Genomic DNA, 18714 nt, shown 5'->3' with positions numbered 1-18714 from the left:
ATGCCCGCGACCCCGAAGATCCAGGAGCGCGCCGACGCCCTGCGCGAACTGCTGCACCACCACGCCCATCGCTACTACGTGATGGACGAGCCGGACATCCCGGACGCCGAATACGACAAGCTGTTTCGCGAGCTGCAGGAAATCGAGGCGCAGCACCCTGAGCTGCTCACGCCCGATTCGCCCACCCAACGCGTTGGCGGCAAGCTGCTGGAAGGTTTTGCGAAAGTCCGGCACAAGGTGCCGATGCTGTCGATCCGGACCGAGACCGACATCGAGGCTTCCGGCGCCCGCAACTTCGATGCGCGCGTGCGGCGCGAGCTGGGGCTGGCGGAATCCGCGCCGCCTGTCGAATACGTTGCGGAACTCAAGTTCGACGGCCTCGCGCTGAACCTGCGCTATGAAGGCGGTGTCCTGGTGCAAGCCGCGACACGTGGAGACGGCGAAATCGGGGAAGAGGTCACGCAGAACATCCGCACCATCGGTCAGATTCCGCTGCGCCTACCTAAAGATGTGCCCCCCGTTCTCGAAGTGCGCGGCGAGGTCTACATGCGCCGCGACGACTTCGAGAAACTCAACGAGCTGCAGCGCGAGAAGATCGCCAAGGGAGCGAAGGGCGAGAAGACGTTCGTCAATCCGCGCAATGCGGCAGCCGGCGCGGTGCGCCAGCTTGATTCAGGCATCGCAAAGCAGCGGCCGCTCAGTTTCTTCGCCTACGGCTGGGGCGAGATCACGCCGGTGGAGCAGGGCGGGCCTGCGTTCACATCGCATTTTGAGACGTTGCTGACCCTGCGCTCCTGGGGCTTTCCGGTGTCCCCGCGCACGCAAGTCGCCACCGGCCCCGAGGAATTGGTGGCGTACCACCAGGCCGTAGGCAAGGAGCGGGACAGCCTGCCCTTTGACATCGACGGCGTGGTCTACAAAGTCAACAGCCTGGCCTTGCAAAAGCAGCTCGGCTTCGTCTCTCGCGAGCCGCGCTGGGCTGTCGCGCACAAGTACCCCGCGCAGGAACAGCTCACGACGGTGCAGGCCATCGAAGTTCAGGTGGGGCGCACCGGCAAGCTCACGCCGGTGGCGAAGCTCGCGCCGGTGTTCGTGGGCGGCGTCACGGTGACCAACGCCACGCTGCACAACGAGGACGAGGTCCATCGCAAGGACGTGCGCGTCGGTGACACGGTCATCGTGCGGCGTGCGGGCGACGTGATCCCGGAAGTGGTGTCGGTGCTGGTGGACAAGCGTGTGCAAGGTGCGGCGGCATTCAAGATGCCGGCCAAGTGCCCCGTGTGCGGCTCGGACGCCGTGCGGGAGGAGGGCGAAGCCAACCATCGCTGCACCGGCGGCCTCTTCTGCGGCGCCCAGCGTAAGGAGGCGATCCTGCATTTCGCCCAGCGCCGTGCGGTGGATATCGAGGGGCTGGGCGACAAGCTGGTCGACCAGCTTGTGGAAGCCAACGTCATCCGCACCTTGCCCGACCTGTACAAGCTGGGACTCGTGGGCTTGGCCAGCCTGGACCGCATGGCCGAAAAATCGGCGCAGAACGTGCTGGCCGCGCTTGAAAAATCCAAGCAGACGACCCTGCCGCGTTTTCTCTACGGGCTGGGCGTGCGGCACGTGGGCGAGACCACGGCCAAGGACCTGGCGCGGCACTTCGGCAAGCTCGACGCGATCATGGAAGCGAGCACCGAGCAGTTGCTCGAGGTGCCGGACGTGGGGCCTGTGGTCGCCGAAAGCGTCCACACGTTCTTCCAGCAACCGCACAACCGCGAGGTGGTGGAGCAGCTGCGCGCGTGCGGCGTGACCTGGGAGGAGGGCGAAGCCGCCGTGCGTACACCCAAGCCGCTCGCCGGCAAGACGATCGTGCTCACGGGCACGCTGCCGACGCTCAGCCGCGACGAGGCGAAGGACATGCTGGAGGCCGCCGGCGCCAAAGTGTCCGGCTCCGTCAGCAAGAAGACCGACTTCGTGGTCGCCGGCGCCGAGGCCGGCAGCAAGCTCGACAAGGCACGTGAACTCGGCGTCACGGTGCTGGACGAAGACGGCCTGAAGGCGCTGCTGGCGGGCGAGGCCTGAGGCCCGGGAGCCGGCTCCCGGCCCTGGGTCGTCACTCCCGGGTGTACTGCAGCAGGGCCGCGTAGTCCTTGGCTTCGGCCAGGGCCCATTCCTTCACGCCTATGGACGCCATCGCCGGCGCGGCATTCGTGTTCATGGCCAGCAGACCCTCGCGCAGGTGCTTCACGGTCTCGCCCGGCAGGGCGGGCGAGGCCAGGATGGACCAGTTGACCACGGGCTGGGTTTCGGCCAGCACGCGTCCGCCGCCTTCCACCCACTTCTTGGCGGTGGTCGGGTTGACCACACCGACCTGGCCCAGGCCACTCTGGATTTGCTGCGCCACCGCTTCCTGGTACTTCACGTGCATGACCTTCATGTTGGTCAAGTTGTTGCGGAGCAGTTCGGCGCGCGCAACCGCCGTCGTTGCCGCGAACTCGTCAGGCATGATGATCCGGGCCTGGCCGATGTCGGCCAGCGTCTTGATCGGCGAGTCCTTGCCGACGATGAAGGCGGCCTTGTACGGGTCGGCGCGGCGCACCAGCGGCTGGTAGCCGTTGTCGCGCACCAGCTTGGCCAGCTGGTTGACCGACTTGCCGAACACCAGATCCGGCTTCGGCGTGCCCTTGGCGATGGTGAGGAAGCGCTGGATGTCGACCACCGGCTCCATCTCGATCGGCTGGCCCTTCAGGTGCGTCGTCAGGTAGTCCGTCAGCCCCTTGTAGCGGTTGGTGAGCAGGAAGATGTTGGTTTCGCCGGTGACGGCTTCGTTGATGATGAAGCGCCACGGGACGGGGCCCGCTTTTTTCGCCGGGGTCTGGGCCCATGCAGGCAGTGCCCCCATGCCGAGCCAGGCGGCCATCTGTCGTCGTGTTTGCATTTTGTTGCATCCTCCCTTACTGGGCTCGAAGGATAGCAGGCAGCGCATGGCCCTGCGGCGCACTGTATCCTTGGCCATTGCCCAAGCCGCTATTCCTTGTTCCATGACTGTCCGAGAAATCCTCAAGATGGGCGACGCGCGGCTGCTGCGCGTGGCCCTGCCCGTCCCCCGGTTCGACACCGACGAGATCCACCTGCTCGTGTCGGACATGTTCGACACCATGCGTGCCGTCGACGGCGCCGGCCTGGCCGCGCCGCAGATCGGCGTGGACCTGCAACTGGTGATCTTCGGCACCGACGCGCCCAACCCGCGTTATCCCGATGCGCCCGTCGTTCCGCGCACGGTCCTGCTCAACCCGGTGATCACGCCTTTGGGCGACGTGGAAGAGGAAGGTTGGGAAGGCTGCCTTTCTGTGCCGGGCCTGCGTGGCGTGGTGCCGCGATGGGCGCGCATCCGGTACACCGGTTTCGACCCCTACGGCGATCCGATCGACCGCGTGGCGGACGGCTTCCACGCCCGGGTGGTGCAGCACGAATGCGATCACCTGATCGGCAAGCTGTACCCGATGCGGGTGCGCGATTTCACGAAGTTCGGCTACACCGACGTGCTGTTTCCGGGACTCGACGCGGCCGAGGATGACTGACTACCCGGCCGCGCCTGCCGGCTACCAGGTCAAGTTCGAATCCGTGACCGATACAGGCGCGGACCTGCTGGTGCGTTCGTTGCTGGATCGCCAGCAATTCCACGATCCGCTGGGTGACGCGGAGCGGGCGGGCATCTCTTCGGCCCAGTGGCCGCTGTTCGGGCTGCTGTGGCCTTCGGGCCGCGTGCTGGCGGAGGCGATGCTGACTTTCGAGCTCGAGGGGCGGCGCATCCTGGAAATGGGCTGCGGCCTGGGGCTGGCCAGCCTGGTCGTGCACCGGCGGGGTGGCGACATCACCGCCAGCGACTGCCATCCGCTGGCGGCGGCATTCCTCCTGGAGAACCTGACGCTGAACCACCTGCCGCCGATGAAGTACGAAACGGGCCACTGGTCGCGGTCCAATCCCCGCCTGGGCCTGTTCGACCTGATCATCGGCAGCGACCTGCTCTACGACCGCGAGCAGCCCGAAGCGCTGTCGCAGTTCATCGACCGGCACTCGGCATCGGCCGTGGAAGTGCTGATCGCCGATCCGGACCGCGGCAACCAGTCGCGCTTTCGGCGCAAGATGGGTGTGCTGGGCTATTCGCACAGTGAAGAGCGCATCTCGTCCCTACCCGGTGAAGGAGGCCCCTACAGAGGCCGCCTTCACAACTACCGGCGATCGGCATTCGTGGGGTAGCCGACCCCGGCCGCAGGGGCCGGCGCTATAGTCGCTGCATCGCCATCAACGCCTTTTCGAAAGGGACGACCATGAAAAAAATCATCGGCACCATCGCGCTGCTTCTCGCCTTCATGCCCCTGGCGCAGGCGGCTGAAACCGTGGGCGACAAGGCCCAGGAGGTCAAGCAGGATGCCGTGCAGGCGAAGCGCGAAACCGGCAAGGAAGTCCGCAAGGCAGGCCGCCAGGTGAAGGCCACGGGGCGCAAGGTGCGCCAGGCCGTGATCACCCGCTGCGCCGACGGCCGCCATACAGTGAAGGGCAAGGCCGGCTGCGTGGGCCATGGCGGGGTCAGCGACCCGAAGTAACGTGTCCGGCTGGGCGGTTCAGCCCAGCCGCGTCATCCAGGCCACGCCCGAAGCGCACACGGCGAACACGAGCAGCGCGGCGAAGCGCGCCCGCGCATCATCGCGCGAAGCGACCAGCTGCGGCTGCAGCGGCACCGGACCGCTGTCGCCATCGATCATCGGCTGGATCAGGTTTTTGTGGCGGCGGATCATGTAGAAGGCGATCGCCGCGATATGCAGCAGGATGAGCGCGGCCAGCATCCATTGCCCCACCTGCTTGTGGAACCACGTCGCAGCGAGACCCTGCGCCTCGCTCACGAATCGGTTGAGCGGGCCGGTAAAGGAAATCTGGTCGTCGCTGACCAGGCCCGTGCCGACCTGCGCGATCAGGCCCACCAGCATCGCGTACACCGACAACGCGCCGATCGGGTTGTGGCCCAGGCCGCCGGCCTCCTCGCCGCGCAGGTACCGGATCACACGCCGGGGCGAGTACATGAACGACCGGAAACGCGACCACTTGCCGCCGACGAACCCCCAGACAATGCGAAAGAGCAGAAGCGTCAGCACGAGGTAGCCGAGGCGCGCATGCCAGTACATCATGGCGCCGCCCACATAGCCCGTGCCGACCAGACCCACGATGGCGCCGGCGAGGCTCCAGTGGAAGAGTCGCGTGGGCAAGTCCCACACGCGCACACGATGGGACGGTGCATGCGGCACCGGGGGATGATCAATTGTTGCGGTAAGCGTCATGGCAGCTCTTGCAAGTTGCGGCCGTCGAGGCGTAGGCGGCCTTGAGTTGATCGAGGTTGTTGGTCTTGGCGGCCGCCAGCAGGCGTGCCGACTCGACCACGAAATGGTCGTTCTGCTCCTTGAAGCGGGCCTGTTCGGTCCAGATTTCCGGCTTGGCCCCGCGGGAGACGTGTTGCGTGCCCGGGCCGAAGCCGATGGCCGGCAGCTTGGCCAGCACCGCGACCAGTTCGGCGTTTTCGACGGCGGCGCGCGCGTCGTACGGAACGCGGCCATTGACCATCGCGCCGATGCGCGTGAAGTGATGCGACAAGGCGAAGAGCGTGCCCTGGCGGTACTTCACCGCGTCCTCGGCGCGCGCGAACGGGGTTTGGGCTCCGGCGGCCACGCTCATGCCGAGCGCGAGCAGGCCGACGACGAACGATGTGACTCGTTGTGTGTTCATTCGCCCGTGTACTCCAGCAGTGCGATGTATTCCTTGCGGTCGGCGCGGGCCCATTGCTTCACGCCGATCTCGGCCAGGGCACCCGTCTGGCCGTTCATGGCCAGCAGCGAGTCCGTCAGGCGCGCGACCATGTCGGGCGTGGCCTTGGGAGAAGCCAGCACGGACCAGTTCACCACCGGCTGCGTCTCGCCGATTACCCGGCCGCCTGCTTCCTTCCATTTGCGCGCGATCGTGGGATTGACAACGCCCGCTTCGGCGAGCCCGGTTTCGACTTGGCCGGCGACGCTGTCCTGGAAGCGCGTGTGCGACATGAAAGGCTCGCGGATGCCTTGCCTGCGGATCTCGGCGCGGGCCACGGCGGCCGTGGCCGAGTTCGTGTCGGGCAGCAGCAGCTTGCGGCCGGACAGTTGTGAAAAGTCGCGGATCGGCGAATCCTTCGACACGATGAAGGCGGCCTGGTAAGGCTCGGGGCGGCGCACCAGCGGCTGGTAGCCGTGGTCTCGCACCAGCTTGGCGAGCTGGTTGACCGACTTGCCGAACACCAGCAGGGGCTTCTGGTCCGACATGGCCTGCTGCAGGAATCGCTGGATGTCGATGATGGGATCGACCAGCACCTGCTTGTTGTTGATCTTCGCACCCATGTAATCGGCCCAGCCGCGGTAGCGCGTCGCAAGCATCGAGATGCTCAGGTCGGCCGTGACGGCTTCATTGACCAGCAGCCGCCAGCGGTCGCCTGCTGCCTGCTGCGCCCAGCCCAGGGGCACGGCGCAGGCGGCCGCCGCGGCGGCGCCGCGCAGGAGGGTGCGCCGGGAGAGGCGCGATTGTGAATGCGAGAGATTCATGTCATCACCTTTGCTGGGTTGGTTGGAAAAGCGGTGCGGCGGCCGATGCGGAGGCGGGGGAAGCCTTCTTCTCCCACTCCTGCGCGGCGCGCCAGCTGGCACGGAAGGCTTCGGCGCTTTCCAGCAGCCACTTCTTCTGGTCTGCCGTCAGCGCCGTGGGATTTCGGAACTCGTCCACCGGCATGCGGTCTTCGCGCACCGACTTGATCAGGCGGTCGATTTCGCCGGCGGCATGCGCGGGCGTGGACAGCAGCACGAGGCGGCTCATCTTCTCGGGGTTGTTGGGCACGTGGCATTGATTGCACTGCGACTCGCGCAGTTGCAGCGCCAGATCGCGATACTGCCGGTCCATCGCCTTGATGTGCGGGTTCTCAGGGCGCAGCACGCCGTCGAACAGCGTGACCGCCGGCTGCGTGACACCCTTGTCGTCCGTCCACAGCCACTTGCCGTCATGCTTGGCTTGGCGCATCGGCTGCACGGCGTGGAGAGGCGCAGTGGGCGCGCGGTCGGTGAACTGCGCGACGCGGATCAACGCCGTGTCCGGGGCGAGCCAGAGCATCACGGCGTTCGCGTTCTCGTACATCGACCACTTGCTTTCTTCGTGCCAGAACGGGTAGGGGAACTGGCCGGGCGCCAGCCGGTTGCGGAACGCTGCTTCGAGGCGCACGCGGAAGAGGCGCTCTTCAGGCACCCATTCGACCTGGTGCTTGCCGTTGAACATGAACAGCGGCGCGTACATGGTGGCCCAGACGTCCGGCGCGAACTGCGTGAGGCCGGTCGTGCGGATCGTCGCGCCCGCCGCCTTGCTCTCCCGGCCCCAAAGCAGGAATGCCGGCAGCCGCGCACGCAGCGTGGTGGAGCCGTAGAGACCGCGCCGGCACTCGTTGTACGCGGCCGTGTCACCGGCACCGGCAACGGGGCAATGCTGCGCGAGCTCCGTTGCGATGGCCCGCGCTGCCTGCTCGATGGCAGGCGGCACCGGCGTGGTCTGCTGCGCCTGGGCCATTCCGGCCAGCGCCAGCAGGCTCAAGGCTGCTGCGGCAATCCGGCCACGCCGGGGGCTGGGCTTCGAAAGCCCTTCGATCTTCTTTTCCATCCCTGCTACTCCTTCGTGTAATCCAACAGCGCGAGGTATTCCTTGCGCTCGGCTTTCGCCCATTCCTTGACGCCCAGTGCACCCAGCACCGGCGCCGCGTTCTTGTTCATGCCGAACAGCACCTCGCGCAGCTGCTGCACGACTTCGGCCTGCATGCCCGGGCCGGCCAGCACCGACCAGTTGACGACCGGCTGGGTTTCCGCGAGCACGCGGCCGCCTTGTTCCGCCCACTTCTTGGCGATCGTCGGGTTGACCACTCCGACCTGACCCATGCCGCTCGTGATCTGCTGGGCCACGGCTTCCTGGAACTTCACATGCATGACCACGGAGTTGGTGATGTTGTTGCGGCGCAGCTCGGCACGCGCCACCGCGGTGGTGGCGGCAAATTCGTCGGGCATGATGATCTTGGCCTGGCCGATGTCGGCCAGCGTCTTGATCTTGGAGTCCTTGCCCACGATGAAGGCCGCCTTGTACGGATCGGCCCGGCGCACGAGCGGCTGGTAGCCGTGGTCGCGTACCAGCTTCGCCAGCTGGTTCACCGACTTGCCGAACACCAGGTCCGGCTTGATCTGGCCCTGGGCCACCGCCATGAAGCGCTCGATGTTCACGACCGGCTCGATGCCGATGTTGCGGCCCTTGAAGTGCTGCGTGACGTAGTCGGCGAGCGGCTGGTAGCGGCTCGTGAGCAGGAAGAAATTCGTTTCGCCTGTGACTGCTTCATTGACGACCATGCGCCAAGGGGCGAGCTGGCCCTTCGTCGCCGCCGGGGCCTGTGCCCATGCGCTCGTTGCCCCCAGCAATGTGCCGAGACCGAGCGAAGCGCACAACTGGCGCCGGTGAGGCGACGGGGGCGGCGTAGCGCCGCCCCGGGCCATCTTGTAGTTCATTCTCTTCCTCCACTGACCTATTAGCCGACAGAGCCGACCTGTGGGGAATTTAGGCGCACAAATGGATGAGGTCAAACGTGTGGGTATCGAGCGCCCTGTCAACTCTGACAGGTTGCGTGACACGCAGAACCCGCTCGGTACTACCGCTTCACCTAGGGTCGTCACCAATATTCACGTGTCGCAACAACTGGACGCAAAAAGTGGTGTTTGCGCAGCCACTTGTAAGCTTGAGTGAGCGTTGGTCTGCTAATGCGGGCCGCCGGTCGCCTACACACAGAATTTTTCTTAACACTGGTAGTTCTGACGTATCCGCCTCGCCGAGGCTGTCGCCTGACGGCGACAACTTTGCGCTGGGTCAGGTGGACGCGATTGCTTCGAGGAGCTCGGTCTCGATCTCGATCTGCCGCCGGTTCTGCTGCAGCTCGGCGCCGTCGATGAGGAACGTGTCTTCCACGCGCTCGCCGAGCGTCGTCACCTTCGCGAGCTGCAAGTTGATGTGGTGCTTGGCCAGCACACGCGCCACCGAATAGAGCAGGCCGACTCGGTCGCTGGCGGAGATCGACAGCAGCCAGCGTTGCGCCTTTTCGTCGGGGCGCAAATCGACGCGCGGCGCGATCGGAAAACTCTTGACGCGGCGTGACACCCGGCCGCGGCTGGGCTTGGGTAGCGGGCCGGCTTCTTCGATCGTGTGCTCCAGCTCCGACTCGACCATGCTGATCAATTCGCGGTTGTGCTCGGGCAGCATCGAGCTCACCACCTGGAACGTGTCCAGCGCGTAGCCGTTGTTGGCCGTGTGGACCTTCGCGTCCAGGATGCTGAAGCCGGCCTGGTCGAAGTAGCCGCAGATGCGCGCGAACAGGTCCGGCTGGTCGGGCGTGTACACCAGCACCTGCAAACCTTCGCCCACCGGCGACACGCGGGCCCGCACGATGGCCTTGCCCTGCACGGCCTCGGCCGCGCTGGACATCTTCATGAGGTGCCGCGAGAGCTGGCGCGTGTGCCAGGCGATCTCGCCGGCGTCGTGCCGCATGAAATAGCCGACGTCCAGCGTGCTCCAGAGCTGCTTGTGCGCTTCGAACGGCAGGGCATGCAGCGCGAGTTGCACCATCGCTTCGCGCTTGCGGGCTTCGATGTCGGCGTCGCGGTCCGGCGCGCGGCCGCCCAGGATGCGCAGCGTGTAACGGTACAGGTCCTCCAGCAGCTTGCCCTTCCAGGCATTCCAGACCTTGGGGCTGGTGCCGCGGATGTCCGCCACCGTCAGCAAATACAGCGCCGTGAGGTAGCGCTCATTGCCCACGCGCTTGGCGAAGGCGGAGATGATGTCGGTGTTGCTCAGGTCTTCCTTCTGGGCGATGCGGCTCATCGTCAGGTGTTCCTTGACGAGGAACTCGACCAGTTTGCAGTCTTCCGGCTCGATGCGGTGCTGGCGGCAGAACAGGCGCACGTCCTTCGCGCCCAGCTCGGAATGGTCGCCGCCGCGCCCCTTGGCGATGTCGTGGAACAGCGCCGCGATGTACAGGATGTACGGCTTGTCCCAACCAGCGGCCAGCTGCGAGCAGAACGGGTACTCGTGCGCGTGCTCGGCGATGAAGAACCGCCGCACGTTGCGCAGCACCATCAGGATGTGCTGGTCCACCGTGTAGACGTGGAACAGGTCGTGCTGCATCTGCCCCACGATCTTGCGGAACACCCACAGGTAACGCCCTAACACCGACGTCTGGTTCATCAGGCGCATCGCGTGCGTGATGCCCTCGTGCTCCATCAGCATGGCGCGGAAGGTGGCGTGGTTGACCGGATCGCTGCGGAACTTGCTGTCCATCACCGTGCGGGCGTTGTACAGGGCACGCAGCGTGCGTGCCGACAGCCCCTTCACGCCCACCGTCGTTTGGTAGATCAGAAACGTTTCCAGGATGGCGTGCGGGTCCTTGAAATACAAGTCGTCGCTGGCGACCTCGATCATCCCGGCCTTGTTGAGGAACCGCTCGTTGATTGGCTCCGGCTCGTGGGCGTTGGGGTTCAGGCGCTCTTCGATGTTCAGCAGCAGGATCTGGTTCAGCTGCGTCACGGCCTTGGCGGCCCAGTAGAAACGCTTCATCAACGCTTCGCTGGAGCGCGACATCACGCGGTTCGTGTCGGCGTTGATCTTGTTCTCGTAGCCGAACGATTCCGCGACCGCCGTCTGCAGATCGAACACCAGCCGGTCTTCGCGCCGGTGGGCGATGACGTGCAGACGCGCGCGAATCAGGCTGAGGAGCGCCTCGTTGTGCTTGATTTGGCGCACCTCGAAAGGTGTGGCCAGGCCGGTACGCGCCAGGTCGTCCCAGCTTTTGCCCAGGCCCGCCGCGTTGGCGACCCACAGCAGCACCTGCAAATCACGCAGGCCGCCGGGCGACTCCTTGCAATTGGGTTCCAGCGAGTAGGGCGTGTTCTCGAACTTGTTGTGCCGTTGGCGCATCTCCAGCGTCTTGGCGACGTAGAACGCCGTGGGATCGAGCGTCTCTTCGAAGCGGAGATGGAATTTGCGATAGAGGTCCGCGTCGCCCGTCAGCAGGCGCGATTCGAGCAACGAGGTCTGAACAGTGACGTCGCCCTGCGCCTGGGCCACGCATTCGGACAAGGTGCGAACGCTCGAACCAATCTCGAGCCCCGCATCCCAGCAGTTGCCGATGAACGACTCGACCTTGCGTTTGAGTTCGGGATCCTCGTCGGGCGAGGTGCCGTCCGGCATGAGCACCAGCACGTCGACGTCGGAATGCGGGAACAGCTCGCCGCGGCCGAATCCGCCGACGGCCAGCAGCGCGAACGCGGGCGGAAACCCGGCCCGCGCCCACAGGTCCTTCAAGGTGACGTCGGCCTCACGCGACAGGCCTTGCAGCAGCGTGCGGATGCCGCGCGTGGAACTGCCGCTGGCCTGCATGGAAGCGAGCAGGCGCGTCTTGCGGGCGCGGTAATCGTCGCGCAACTCGGCCAATGACAAATGACCCGGCTGCTGTGCAGCCGCGATGACAGATGAACGGGTCATTTGTCATGCCGCGAAGCGGCGTCATCGCGCGCAGCGCGGGTCATGCATTCACGAAGGGCGGCGGGGGCGGGCTGCCGGCCGACAGCGTCAAGACCTCGTAGCCGCTCTCGGTGACCAGCACCGTGTGCTCCCATTGCGCGGACAGGGAATGGTCCTTGGTAACGATGGTCCAGCCGTCGTTGCCCAGTTCCTTCACGTCCTTGCGGCCGGCGTTGATCATCGGCTCGATGGTGAAGGTCATGCCGGGCTTGAGTTCTTCCAGCGTGCCGGGCTTGCCGTAGTGCAGCACCTGCGGCTCTTCGTGGAAGTTGCGGCCGATGCCGTGGCCGCAGAACTCGCGCACCACCGAAAAGCCGTTGCTTTCGGCGAATTTCTGGATGGCGAAGCCGATGTCGCCCAGGTGGATGCCGGGCTTGACGTGCATGATGCCGTGCCACATGGCGTCATAGGTCATGGCGCAGAGGCGCTTGGCGGCGATGGACACTTCGCCGACCATGAACATGCGGCTGGTGTCGCCGTACCAGCCGTCCTTGATGACGGTCACATCGACGTTGACGATGTCCCCCTTCTTGAGCGGCTTGTCGTTGGGGATGCCGTGGCAGACGACGTGGTTGACGGAAGTGCAGAGCGATGCCGGGTAGGGTGGGTAGCCGGCCGGCTGGTAACCCAGCGTGGCGGAGATCGTGCCCTGCTTCTTCATGCATTCCGCCGCCAAACGGTCGATCTCCCGCGTGGTGATGCCCGGCTTGATGTGGGGCGTGAGGTAGTCCAACACCTCCGAGGCGAGCCGGCCCGCGATTTTCATGCCCTGGACGCCGTCGGCGTCTTTGTACGTAATGCTCATTTCGCCAATTATCCCAGAGGGCTAAAACCCTTGCGATTAAAATACAGGGTTAGTACGGAGCGCCCCAGTCAGCGGCGCCCTGTCCACCGGATCCCCGACCCCTACCAGGCCCCATTGTGACCCTGCACATCACCGAGTTCGAGGGCGGCAATGCCCTCAGCGAATTTAGAGTCCAGCAACTGCTGCCCCGTTTGCAGGGCATCCACGACAAGGTCAGCGGCATCGCCGCCCGTCTCGTTCACCTGGTGGCCGCGGACCACGCGCCCGGTGCCGCGGAGAAGGAGCGCCTCGCGTCCCTCCTGACGTATGGCGAGCCCTATGCGGGCGGGCCCGCCGGCGAGCTCATCGTGGTGACCCCCCGTTTCGGCACCGTCTCCCCCTGGGCTTCCAAGGCCACGGACATCGCCCACAACTGCGGCATCGCGCTCAAGCGCGTCGAGCGCATCACCGAGTTCCGGATCAGCCTGAAAGGCGGCCTCTTCGGCAAGTCCAACCTCGAGCCGGTCCAAAGGCAGGCCATCGCTGCCTTGTTGCACGACCGCATGACCGAGAGCGCGATGTTCGACCGGGCGGCCGCCCATGAGCTGTTCACCGAACTCGATGCGGCGCCCTTGGAATACGTGGACGTGCTCGCCGGCGGGCGTGCCGCCCTGGAAAAGGCCAACGTCCAGTTTGGCTTGGCGCTGGCCGAAGACGAGATCGACTACCTGGTCGAGGCTTTCAAGGGCCTGGGCCGCAACCCGAGCGATGTCGAGCTGATGATGTTCGCCCAGGCCAACAGCGAGCACTGCCGCCACAAGATCTTCAACGCGGCGTTCACCATCGACGGCCAGCCCCAGGAACGCAGCATGTTCGGCATGATCCGCCACACGCACCAGGTGAGCCCACAGCACACGGTGATCGCGTATTCGGACAACGCCTCGGTGATGGAAGGCGGCCCCGTCGAGCGTTTCCTGGCCAAACCGGGCAATGGGGCGCGCTACGAGAAGGAAAGCGCTGTCCACCATGTGCTGATGAAGGTGGAGACGCACAACCACCCGACGGCGATTTCGCCTTTTCCGGGCGCTTCCACTGGCGCCGGCGGCGAGATTCGCGACGAGGGCGCCACGGGCCGCGGCTCCAAGCCCAAGGCGGGGATGACGGGCTTCACGGTCTCGAAGCTCTGGGGCGGCATGTCCGATCAGCAGGGCGGCAAGCCCCAGCACATCGCGAGCCCGCTGCAGATCATGATCGAGGGGCCGCTCGGCGGCGCGGCTTTCAACAACGAATTCGGCCGGCCCAACCTGCTCGGCTATTTCCGTGAATACGAACAGCAAGCTGTCTCCAGCGTCGACACGGTTCTGCGCGGCTACCACAAGCCCATCATGATCGCGGGCGGCCTGGGCACCATCGACGCCGGCCTCACGAAGAAGATCGAGTTCCCGGCCGGCACGCTGCTGATCCAGTTGGGCGGTCCCGGCATGCGCATCGGCATGGGCGGCGGCGCGGCCAGCTCCATGGCCACGGGAGCCAATGCGGCGGAGCTGGATTTCGACTCGGTGCAGCGCGGCAACCCGGAGATCGAGCGGCGGGCCCAGGAGGTCATCAACCACTGCGCGGCTGAAGGCGCGGCCAATCCCATTCTGGCGATTCACGACGTGGGCGCGGGCGGCTTGTCGAATGCATTTCCCGAACTGAGCAACGACGCCGGGCGGGGAGCGCGCTTCGACCTGCGCAGTGTTCCGCTGGAAGAGTCGGGCCTGGCGCCCAAGGAAATCTGGTGCAACGAGAGCCAGGAGCGCTACGTGCTGGCCATCGCGCCAGAGTCGCTGGAACAGTTCAAGGCCTTCTGCGAGCGCGAGCGCTGCCCGTTCGCGGTGGTCGGCGTGGCGACGGAGGAGCGGCAGCTGGTGGTGGCCGACGAAGGTGCGGCCTCTCCTGTCGACATGCCCATGAACGTGCTGCTGGGCAAGCCGCCCAAGATGCATCGTGACGTCAAGACCGTCAAGCGCGAGTTCAAGCCGGTGGACCTCACGGGCGTGAACCTGCAAGACGCCGCGATCAAGGTGCTGAGCCATCCGACGGTGGCGTCCAAGCGTTTCCTCATCACCATCGGCGACCGTACGGTGGGCGGCCTGTCGCACCGCGACCAGATGGTCGGTCCCTGGCAGGTGCCGGTGGCCGACTGTGCCGTGACGCTGGCCGACTACAAGGGTTTCGCCGGCGAGGCGATGAGCATGGGCGAGCGCACGCCGCTGGCCGCCATCGACGCACCCGCGTCCGGGCGCATGGCGGTGGCCGAAGCCATCACCAATCTGCTGGCCGCGCCGATTGAATTGCCGCGCGTCAAGCTGTCGGCCAACTGGATGGCGGCTTGCGGTGAAGAGGGTGAAGACGCGGCGCTGTACGAAACCGTGCGCGCCGTCGGCATGGAGCTTTGCCCGGCACTGGGCATTTCCATCCCCGTGGGCAAGGACAGCCTGTCGATGCGCACGCAGTGGACAGATCCGCAGGGCCCCTCCGGCAGCGGTGGCGCGAAGAAAAAGGTCACCTCGCCGGTCAGCCTGATCGTCAGCGCCTTCGCATCGCTGGTCGACGTGCGCGGCACGTTGACGCCGCAGCTCGAAGCCTCCGAAGACACGACGCTGGTGCTGGTCGACCTGGGCCGCGGACGCAACCGCATGGCCGGCAGCATCCTCGCGCAGACGCTGGACCAGGTGGGCAATGAAGTGCCCGACCTGCATGACGCCAAGGACTTGGTGGACCTGGTCAACGCCGTCAACGCGCTGCGTGCTCAGGGCCGCATCCTGGCGTATCACGACCGCAGCGACGGCGGCCTGTTCGCCACCGCTTGCGAGATGGCGTTTGCCGGCCACGTGGGCGTGTCGCTCAACGTCGACTTGCTGGTGACGGAAGGCGACGGCATCTCCGACAGCCGCGCCGACTACGGCGACGCCAAGAACTGGGCGTCGCAAGTCGGCCCGCGCCGCGACGAACTCACGCTCAAGGCGCTGTTCAACGAGGAGCTGGGCGTGCTGCTGCAAGTGCGCACCGGCGAGCGCGATGCCGTGATGCAAGTGCTGCGCGAGCATGGCCTCTCAAAGCACAGCCACTTCGTCGGCAAGACCCGGCCCGCGTCGTCGACCATCGAAGCCGGCAAGGGCGAGGTGCAGGTCTGGCGCGACACCAAGGTGGTGTTCTCGGCCAAGCTGTCGGACTTGCACCAGGTCTGGGACAACGTGAGCTGGAAGATCTGCCAGCAGCGCGACAACCCGGCCGGCGCGGACGCGGAACACGCCGCGGCCGGCGAGACGACGGACCCGGGCCTGCGATTCGCGCCGTCTTTCGATCCGCAAGACAACGTTGCGGCCCCGTTCCTCAACCTCGCGCGGCCCAAGGTTGCCATCCTGCGTGAGCAGGGCGTCAACTCGCACGTCGAGATGGCCTACACGTTCACCGAAGCGGGCTTCGAAGCGTACGACGTGCACATGACGGATCTGCAGACGGGCAGGGCGCGGCTGCAAGACTTCACCGGCTTCGTGGCCTGCGGCGGTTTCAGCTACGGCGACACGTTGGGCGCGGGCATCGGCTGGGCGCGCAGCATCACGTTCAACCCGCAGCTTGCGGACCAGTTCGCGGGCTTCTTCGACCGCCAGGACACCTTTGCGCTGGGCGTTTGCAACGGCTGCCAGATGCTGGCCGAGCTGGCCGACATCATCCCGGGCGCCGGTGCCTGGCCGCGATTCACCACCAACCGCAGCGAGCGCTACGAGGCGCGACTGTCGCAAGTGGAAGTGCTCGAGTCCCCCAGCCTGTTCTTCGCGGGCATGGCCGGCAGCCGCCTCCCGATCGCGGTGGCGCACGGCGAGGGCTTTGCGAACTTCGCGCACCGCGGAGACAGGGCCAAGGCGATCGCGGCGATGCGCTTCACCGACAACCACGGCCAGCCGACCGAGGCCTATCCGTTCAACCCGAACGGCAGCCCGGGCGGCTTGTGCGCGGTGACGACGGCGGACGGGCGCTTCACGGCGATGATGCCGCACCCGGAGCGCGTCTTCCGCAACATCCAGATGAGCTGGACGGGCGGCGACAGGAGCGAGTTCAGCCCCTGGATGCGGATCTGGCGCAACGCGCGCAAGTGGGTCGCTTGAACCCCGCTGTTCAGCCGAGACGCCGGAACAGGTAGTAGCCCAGCGCGGCGACAACAATCGCCACGAGCCAGAACACTCCACTGCCGCCACCGCTCACCTGGCCGGGCGACAGGTTACTGACCCTGGGATGGCTGCTTTCATACGCGTCGACCGCATCCTTGGCTTCTTTCAAGCCCAGGCCGGTTTGCTCGCGCACCAGCCGGATCGCCTCGATGGTCTGGCCGCGTGCAAGAGCGTCCAGGGCAGGCGCGGGCAAGAAGGCGGTGGGGCCGTCATGAGGAGGTGGCATGCCACCGATTGGAGCCATCGCGGCGCACGCCGTCAACCGGGTCAGCCCCAAGCGCGGCTAGACTTGCCGCGATGACGGCACGGCAGGCTCAACGCTACGACACCATCGACACGCTGCGCGGCGTGGCGATCGTATGGATGACGGTGTTCCACTTCTGCTTCGATCTCAACTACTTCGGCTGGCTGAAGCAGAATTTCTACGCCGACCCGTTCTGGACGTGGCAGCGCACCGCCATCGTCAGCCTGTTCCTCTTTTGCGCCGGGCTAGGGCAGGCGGTGGCGGTCGAGCAGAGCCAGAGCTGGACGCGTTTCTGGAAGCGCTGGGCGCAGGTCGCCGCATGCGCGCTGCTGGTCACCATCGGCTCCCTCTTCATGTTCCCCAAGAGCTTCATCTACTTCGGTGTGCTGCACGGAATCGCATTGATGCTCATCGTCGTGCGGTTCACTGCGGGCTGGGGCCGCTGGCTCTGGCTGGCAGGCGCACTGGCCATCGCCGCCAAGCCGCTCGCTGCATGGGCCCATTCGCAGTGGCCTGAACTGGGCTTCCTCAACACCGGCCCGTGGAACTGGCTGGGCCTCATCAGCCGCAAACCCGTGACCGAGGACTATGTTCCGCTGATCCCCTGGCTGGGTGCGATGTGGTGGGGCATGGCGACGGGCCAGGCACTGCTCGCGCAGCGGCAGGCGTGGCTGCAGCGTTCAATGCCGGCCGCGGCAGCGCCCCTGTCGTGGCTGGGGCGCTGGAGCCTGTCCTGGTACATGCTGCACCAGCCCGTCCTGATCGGCGCACTGATGCTGGCTTCGAAACTGAAATGAAAGACGGTTCTTCAGGTGTCTGAGGGGTCTTGCATTGCCGCTACGATATTTTCGCCCGAAGCCTCGGGCAAGCGCCCGAGCCAGAATTTCGCCATGAGCGTCGGTCTGGAGTCGATTCAATCCGGTCACCTGTTCATGAAAAAAGCGGCCCGCAGGCCGCTCTTGGATCCCCGCCTGCGCGGGGATCGAGTGACTCGCTTTCGCTACCTCACTCGACCTTCGCCTTGCCGCGCAGTTCTTCCTGGAACTTTGCGAGCTTCTGCTGCTGCAGCTGCTGCGCGATCTGCGGCTTGACTTCTTCCATCTTGGGCAATTGCGCTTCGCGCACGTCGTCCAGGCGGATCACGTGATAGCCGAACTGGCTCTTGACCGGTTCCTGCGTGGTCTGGCCCTTGTTCAGCTTGACCAGCGCGCCGGAGAACTCGGGCACGTAGCTGCCCGCGTTGGCCCAGTCGAGATCGCCGCCGTTGGCGCCCGATCCCGGGTCCTTGGACTGCTTCTTGGCCATGTCTTCGAACTTCTGGCCCTTCTTGAGGTTGGCGATGATGGCCTTGGCCTCTTCTTCCTTTTCCACCAGGATGTGGCGGGCGCGGTATTCCTTGCCACCGTTGGCCGCAACGAATTTGTCGTACTCGCCTTTGATGTCGGCGTCGGTCACCGGGTTGGCCTTCTGGTACTCGGCGAACAGCTCGCGGATCAGCAGGGTCTGGCGCGCCAGTTCCATCTGGTTCTTGAAGTCTTCGGTGGCGTCCAGGCCGCGCTTTTGCGCTTCCTGCATGAAGACCTCGCGTGCGATGACTTCGTCCTTGAGCTGGCCCATCATCTCGACGGAGACGGGGCGGCCGGATTTGGCGATCTGCGCCGACAAGGCGTCGACACGCGACTTCGGCACGGGCTTGCCGTTGACGATGGCCACGTTCTGCGCGAAGGCGGGCAGGGCGAGGGCGAGGGTGGCCGCCGCCAATGCGGACAGGATGATTTGCTTCATAGGAGAGTCCCCGGGAAAGTCAGGAAGGATGGGAAGGA

16 protein-coding genes are annotated in these 18714 nt (G+C 65.8%); 6 read left to right on the top strand and 10 right to left on the bottom strand.

Going from position 1 to position 18714, the window contains the following annotated elements:
- Nucleotides 1-2067 carry an NAD-dependent DNA ligase LigA gene (gene ligA, locus EEB15_RS25100; RefSeq protein ID WP_141512695.1) on the top strand — a complete coding sequence of 689 codons (2067 nt, stop codon included), beginning with the start codon at nt 1-3 and terminating at the stop codon, nt 2065-2067.
- Between the two features lie 31 nt (nt 2068-2098).
- Here ligA and EEB15_RS25095 read toward each other — a convergent pair whose 3' ends face one another.
- A complete protein-coding gene (locus EEB15_RS25095; protein ID WP_141512694.1) occupies nt 2099-2923 on the bottom strand; it encodes a phosphate/phosphite/phosphonate ABC transporter substrate-binding protein in 825 nt (274 codons plus the stop codon).
- A 103-nt stretch (nt 2924-3026) separates the two neighbouring features.
- Here EEB15_RS25095 and def point away from each other — a divergent pair, with 103 nt between their 5' ends.
- The 3 genes from def to EEB15_RS25080 all read left to right on the top strand — a co-directional run bounded on the left by def (nt 3027) and on the right by EEB15_RS25080 (nt 4592).
- A complete protein-coding gene (def, locus tag EEB15_RS25090) occupies nt 3027-3566 on the top strand; it encodes a peptide deformylase (protein ID WP_141512693.1) in 540 nt (179 codons plus the stop codon).
- Nucleotides 3559-4245, top strand: a complete 687-nt coding sequence (locus EEB15_RS25085) for a methyltransferase (RefSeq protein WP_141512692.1) — start codon at nt 3559-3561, stop codon at nt 4243-4245. The genes def and EEB15_RS25085 overlap by 8 nt, the downstream gene beginning before the upstream one ends.
- A 71-nt stretch (nt 4246-4316) precedes the next feature.
- On the top strand, nt 4317-4592 hold the full coding sequence (locus EEB15_RS25080; RefSeq protein ID WP_141512691.1) for a hypothetical protein: 276 nt from the start codon (nt 4317-4319) through the stop codon (nt 4590-4592).
- An 18-nt stretch (nt 4593-4610) separates the two neighbouring features.
- Here the strand turns inward: EEB15_RS25080 and EEB15_RS25075 are convergent, their stop codons facing one another.
- From EEB15_RS25075 to map, 7 genes are all read right to left on the bottom strand, one after another.
- A complete protein-coding gene (locus tag EEB15_RS25075; RefSeq protein WP_141512690.1) occupies nt 4611-5321 on the bottom strand; it encodes a cytochrome b/b6 domain-containing protein in 711 nt (236 codons plus the stop codon).
- Entirely contained in the window at nt 5299-5763 is a 465-nt protein-coding gene (locus tag EEB15_RS25070) for a cytochrome c (RefSeq protein WP_199236630.1), read from the bottom strand. Before EEB15_RS25070 ends, EEB15_RS25075 begins: the two co-directional genes overlap by 23 nt.
- Nucleotides 5760-6605, bottom strand: a complete 846-nt coding sequence (locus EEB15_RS25065) for a phosphate/phosphite/phosphonate ABC transporter substrate-binding protein (RefSeq protein ID WP_141512689.1) — start codon at nt 6603-6605, stop codon at nt 5760-5762. Before EEB15_RS25065 ends, EEB15_RS25070 begins: the two co-directional genes overlap by 4 nt.
- Nucleotides 6606-6609: 4 nt before the next feature.
- Nucleotides 6610-7701: a hypothetical protein gene (locus EEB15_RS25060; RefSeq protein ID WP_199236629.1), complete on the bottom strand. Its 1092-nt coding sequence runs from the start codon at nt 7699-7701 to the stop codon at nt 6610-6612.
- Nucleotides 7702-7706: 5 nt separating this feature from the next.
- Nucleotides 7707-8588: a phosphate/phosphite/phosphonate ABC transporter substrate-binding protein gene (locus EEB15_RS25055; RefSeq protein WP_233259613.1), complete on the bottom strand. Its 882-nt coding sequence runs from the start codon at nt 8586-8588 to the stop codon at nt 7707-7709.
- A gap of 355 nt (nt 8589-8943) precedes the next feature.
- Nucleotides 8944-11610, bottom strand: a complete 2667-nt coding sequence (locus EEB15_RS25050) for a [protein-PII] uridylyltransferase (protein ID WP_141512688.1) — start codon at nt 11608-11610, stop codon at nt 8944-8946.
- A gap of 40 nt (nt 11611-11650) precedes the next feature.
- Nucleotides 11651-12454 carry a type I methionyl aminopeptidase gene (gene map / locus EEB15_RS25045; protein ID WP_141512687.1) on the bottom strand — a complete coding sequence of 268 codons (804 nt, stop codon included), beginning with the start codon at nt 12452-12454 and terminating at the stop codon, nt 11651-11653.
- 116 nt (nt 12455-12570) lie between these two features.
- Between map and purL the strand changes: the two genes are divergently transcribed.
- On the top strand, nt 12571-16584 hold the full coding sequence (purL, locus tag EEB15_RS25040; protein WP_141512686.1) for a phosphoribosylformylglycinamidine synthase: 4014 nt from the start codon (nt 12571-12573) through the stop codon (nt 16582-16584).
- Between the two features lie 10 nt (nt 16585-16594).
- Here purL and EEB15_RS25035 read toward each other — a convergent pair whose 3' ends face one another.
- Nucleotides 16595-16873: a ribosomal protein L7/L12 gene (locus EEB15_RS25035; protein WP_158290222.1), complete on the bottom strand. Its 279-nt coding sequence runs from the start codon at nt 16871-16873 to the stop codon at nt 16595-16597.
- A gap of 71 nt (nt 16874-16944) precedes the next feature.
- On the opposite strand from EEB15_RS25035, the gene EEB15_RS25030 reads away from it, so the two are divergent.
- The gene (locus tag EEB15_RS25030) at nt 16945-17688 is read left to right on the top strand and encodes a DUF1624 domain-containing protein (protein ID WP_141512684.1); all 744 of its coding nucleotides are present in this window, start codon (nt 16945-16947) and stop codon (nt 17686-17688) included.
- A gap of 208 nt (nt 17689-17896) precedes the next feature.
- Here the strand turns inward: EEB15_RS25030 and EEB15_RS25025 are convergent, their stop codons facing one another.
- Nucleotides 17897-18676, bottom strand: coding sequence for a peptidylprolyl isomerase (locus tag EEB15_RS25025; protein WP_141512683.1), 780 nt, complete (start codon nt 18674-18676; stop codon nt 17897-17899).
- Nucleotides 18677-18714 lie beyond the last annotated feature (38 nt).

The organism is Ramlibacter sp. WS9 (assembly GCF_003797765.1).
Lineage (GTDB): Bacteria > Pseudomonadota > Gammaproteobacteria > Burkholderiales > Burkholderiaceae_C > Ramlibacter.
Note: the sequence above shows the minus strand (reverse complement) of the source record. Positions and strands in the feature narration are given on the sequence as shown.

Bases quoted from the DNA above. Each gene is read 5' to 3' on its own strand.
- ligA (WP_141512695.1), top strand. From the start codon at position 1: ATGCCCGCGACCCCGAAGATCCAGGAGCGCGCCGACGCCCTGCGCGAA.
- EEB15_RS25095 (WP_141512694.1), bottom strand. From the start codon at position 2,923: ATGCAAACACGACGACAGATGGCCGCCTGGCTCGGCATGGGGGCACTG.
- def (WP_141512693.1), top strand. From the start codon at position 3,027: ATGACTGTCCGAGAAATCCTCAAGATGGGCGACGCGCGGCTGCTGCGC.
- EEB15_RS25085 (WP_141512692.1), top strand. From the start codon at position 3,559: ATGACTGACTACCCGGCCGCGCCTGCCGGCTACCAGGTCAAGTTCGAA.
- EEB15_RS25080 (WP_141512691.1), top strand. From the start codon at position 4,317: ATGAAAAAAATCATCGGCACCATCGCGCTGCTTCTCGCCTTCATGCCC.
- EEB15_RS25075 (WP_141512690.1), bottom strand. From the start codon at position 5,321: ATGACGCTTACCGCAACAATTGATCATCCCCCGGTGCCGCATGCACCG.
- EEB15_RS25070 (WP_199236630.1), bottom strand. From the start codon at position 5,763: ATGAACACACAACGAGTCACATCGTTCGTCGTCGGCCTGCTCGCGCTC.
- EEB15_RS25065 (WP_141512689.1), bottom strand. From the start codon at position 6,605: ATGAATCTCTCGCATTCACAATCGCGCCTCTCCCGGCGCACCCTCCTG.
- EEB15_RS25060 (WP_199236629.1), bottom strand. From the start codon at position 7,701: ATGGAAAAGAAGATCGAAGGGCTTTCGAAGCCCAGCCCCCGGCGTGGC.
- EEB15_RS25055 (WP_233259613.1), bottom strand. From the start codon at position 8,588: ATGAACTACAAGATGGCCCGGGGCGGCGCTACGCCGCCCCCGTCGCCT.
- EEB15_RS25050 (WP_141512688.1), bottom strand. From the start codon at position 11,610: ATGACCCGTTCATCTGTCATCGCGGCTGCACAGCAGCCGGGTCATTTG.
- map (WP_141512687.1), bottom strand. From the start codon at position 12,454: ATGAGCATTACGTACAAAGACGCCGACGGCGTCCAGGGCATGAAAATC.
- EEB15_RS25035 (WP_158290222.1), bottom strand. From the start codon at position 16,873: ATGCCACCTCCTCATGACGGCCCCACCGCCTTCTTGCCCGCGCCTGCC.
- EEB15_RS25030 (WP_141512684.1), top strand. From the start codon at position 16,945: ATGACGGCACGGCAGGCTCAACGCTACGACACCATCGACACGCTGCGC.
- EEB15_RS25025 (WP_141512683.1), bottom strand. From the start codon at position 18,676: ATGAAGCAAATCATCCTGTCCGCATTGGCGGCGGCCACCCTCGCCCTC.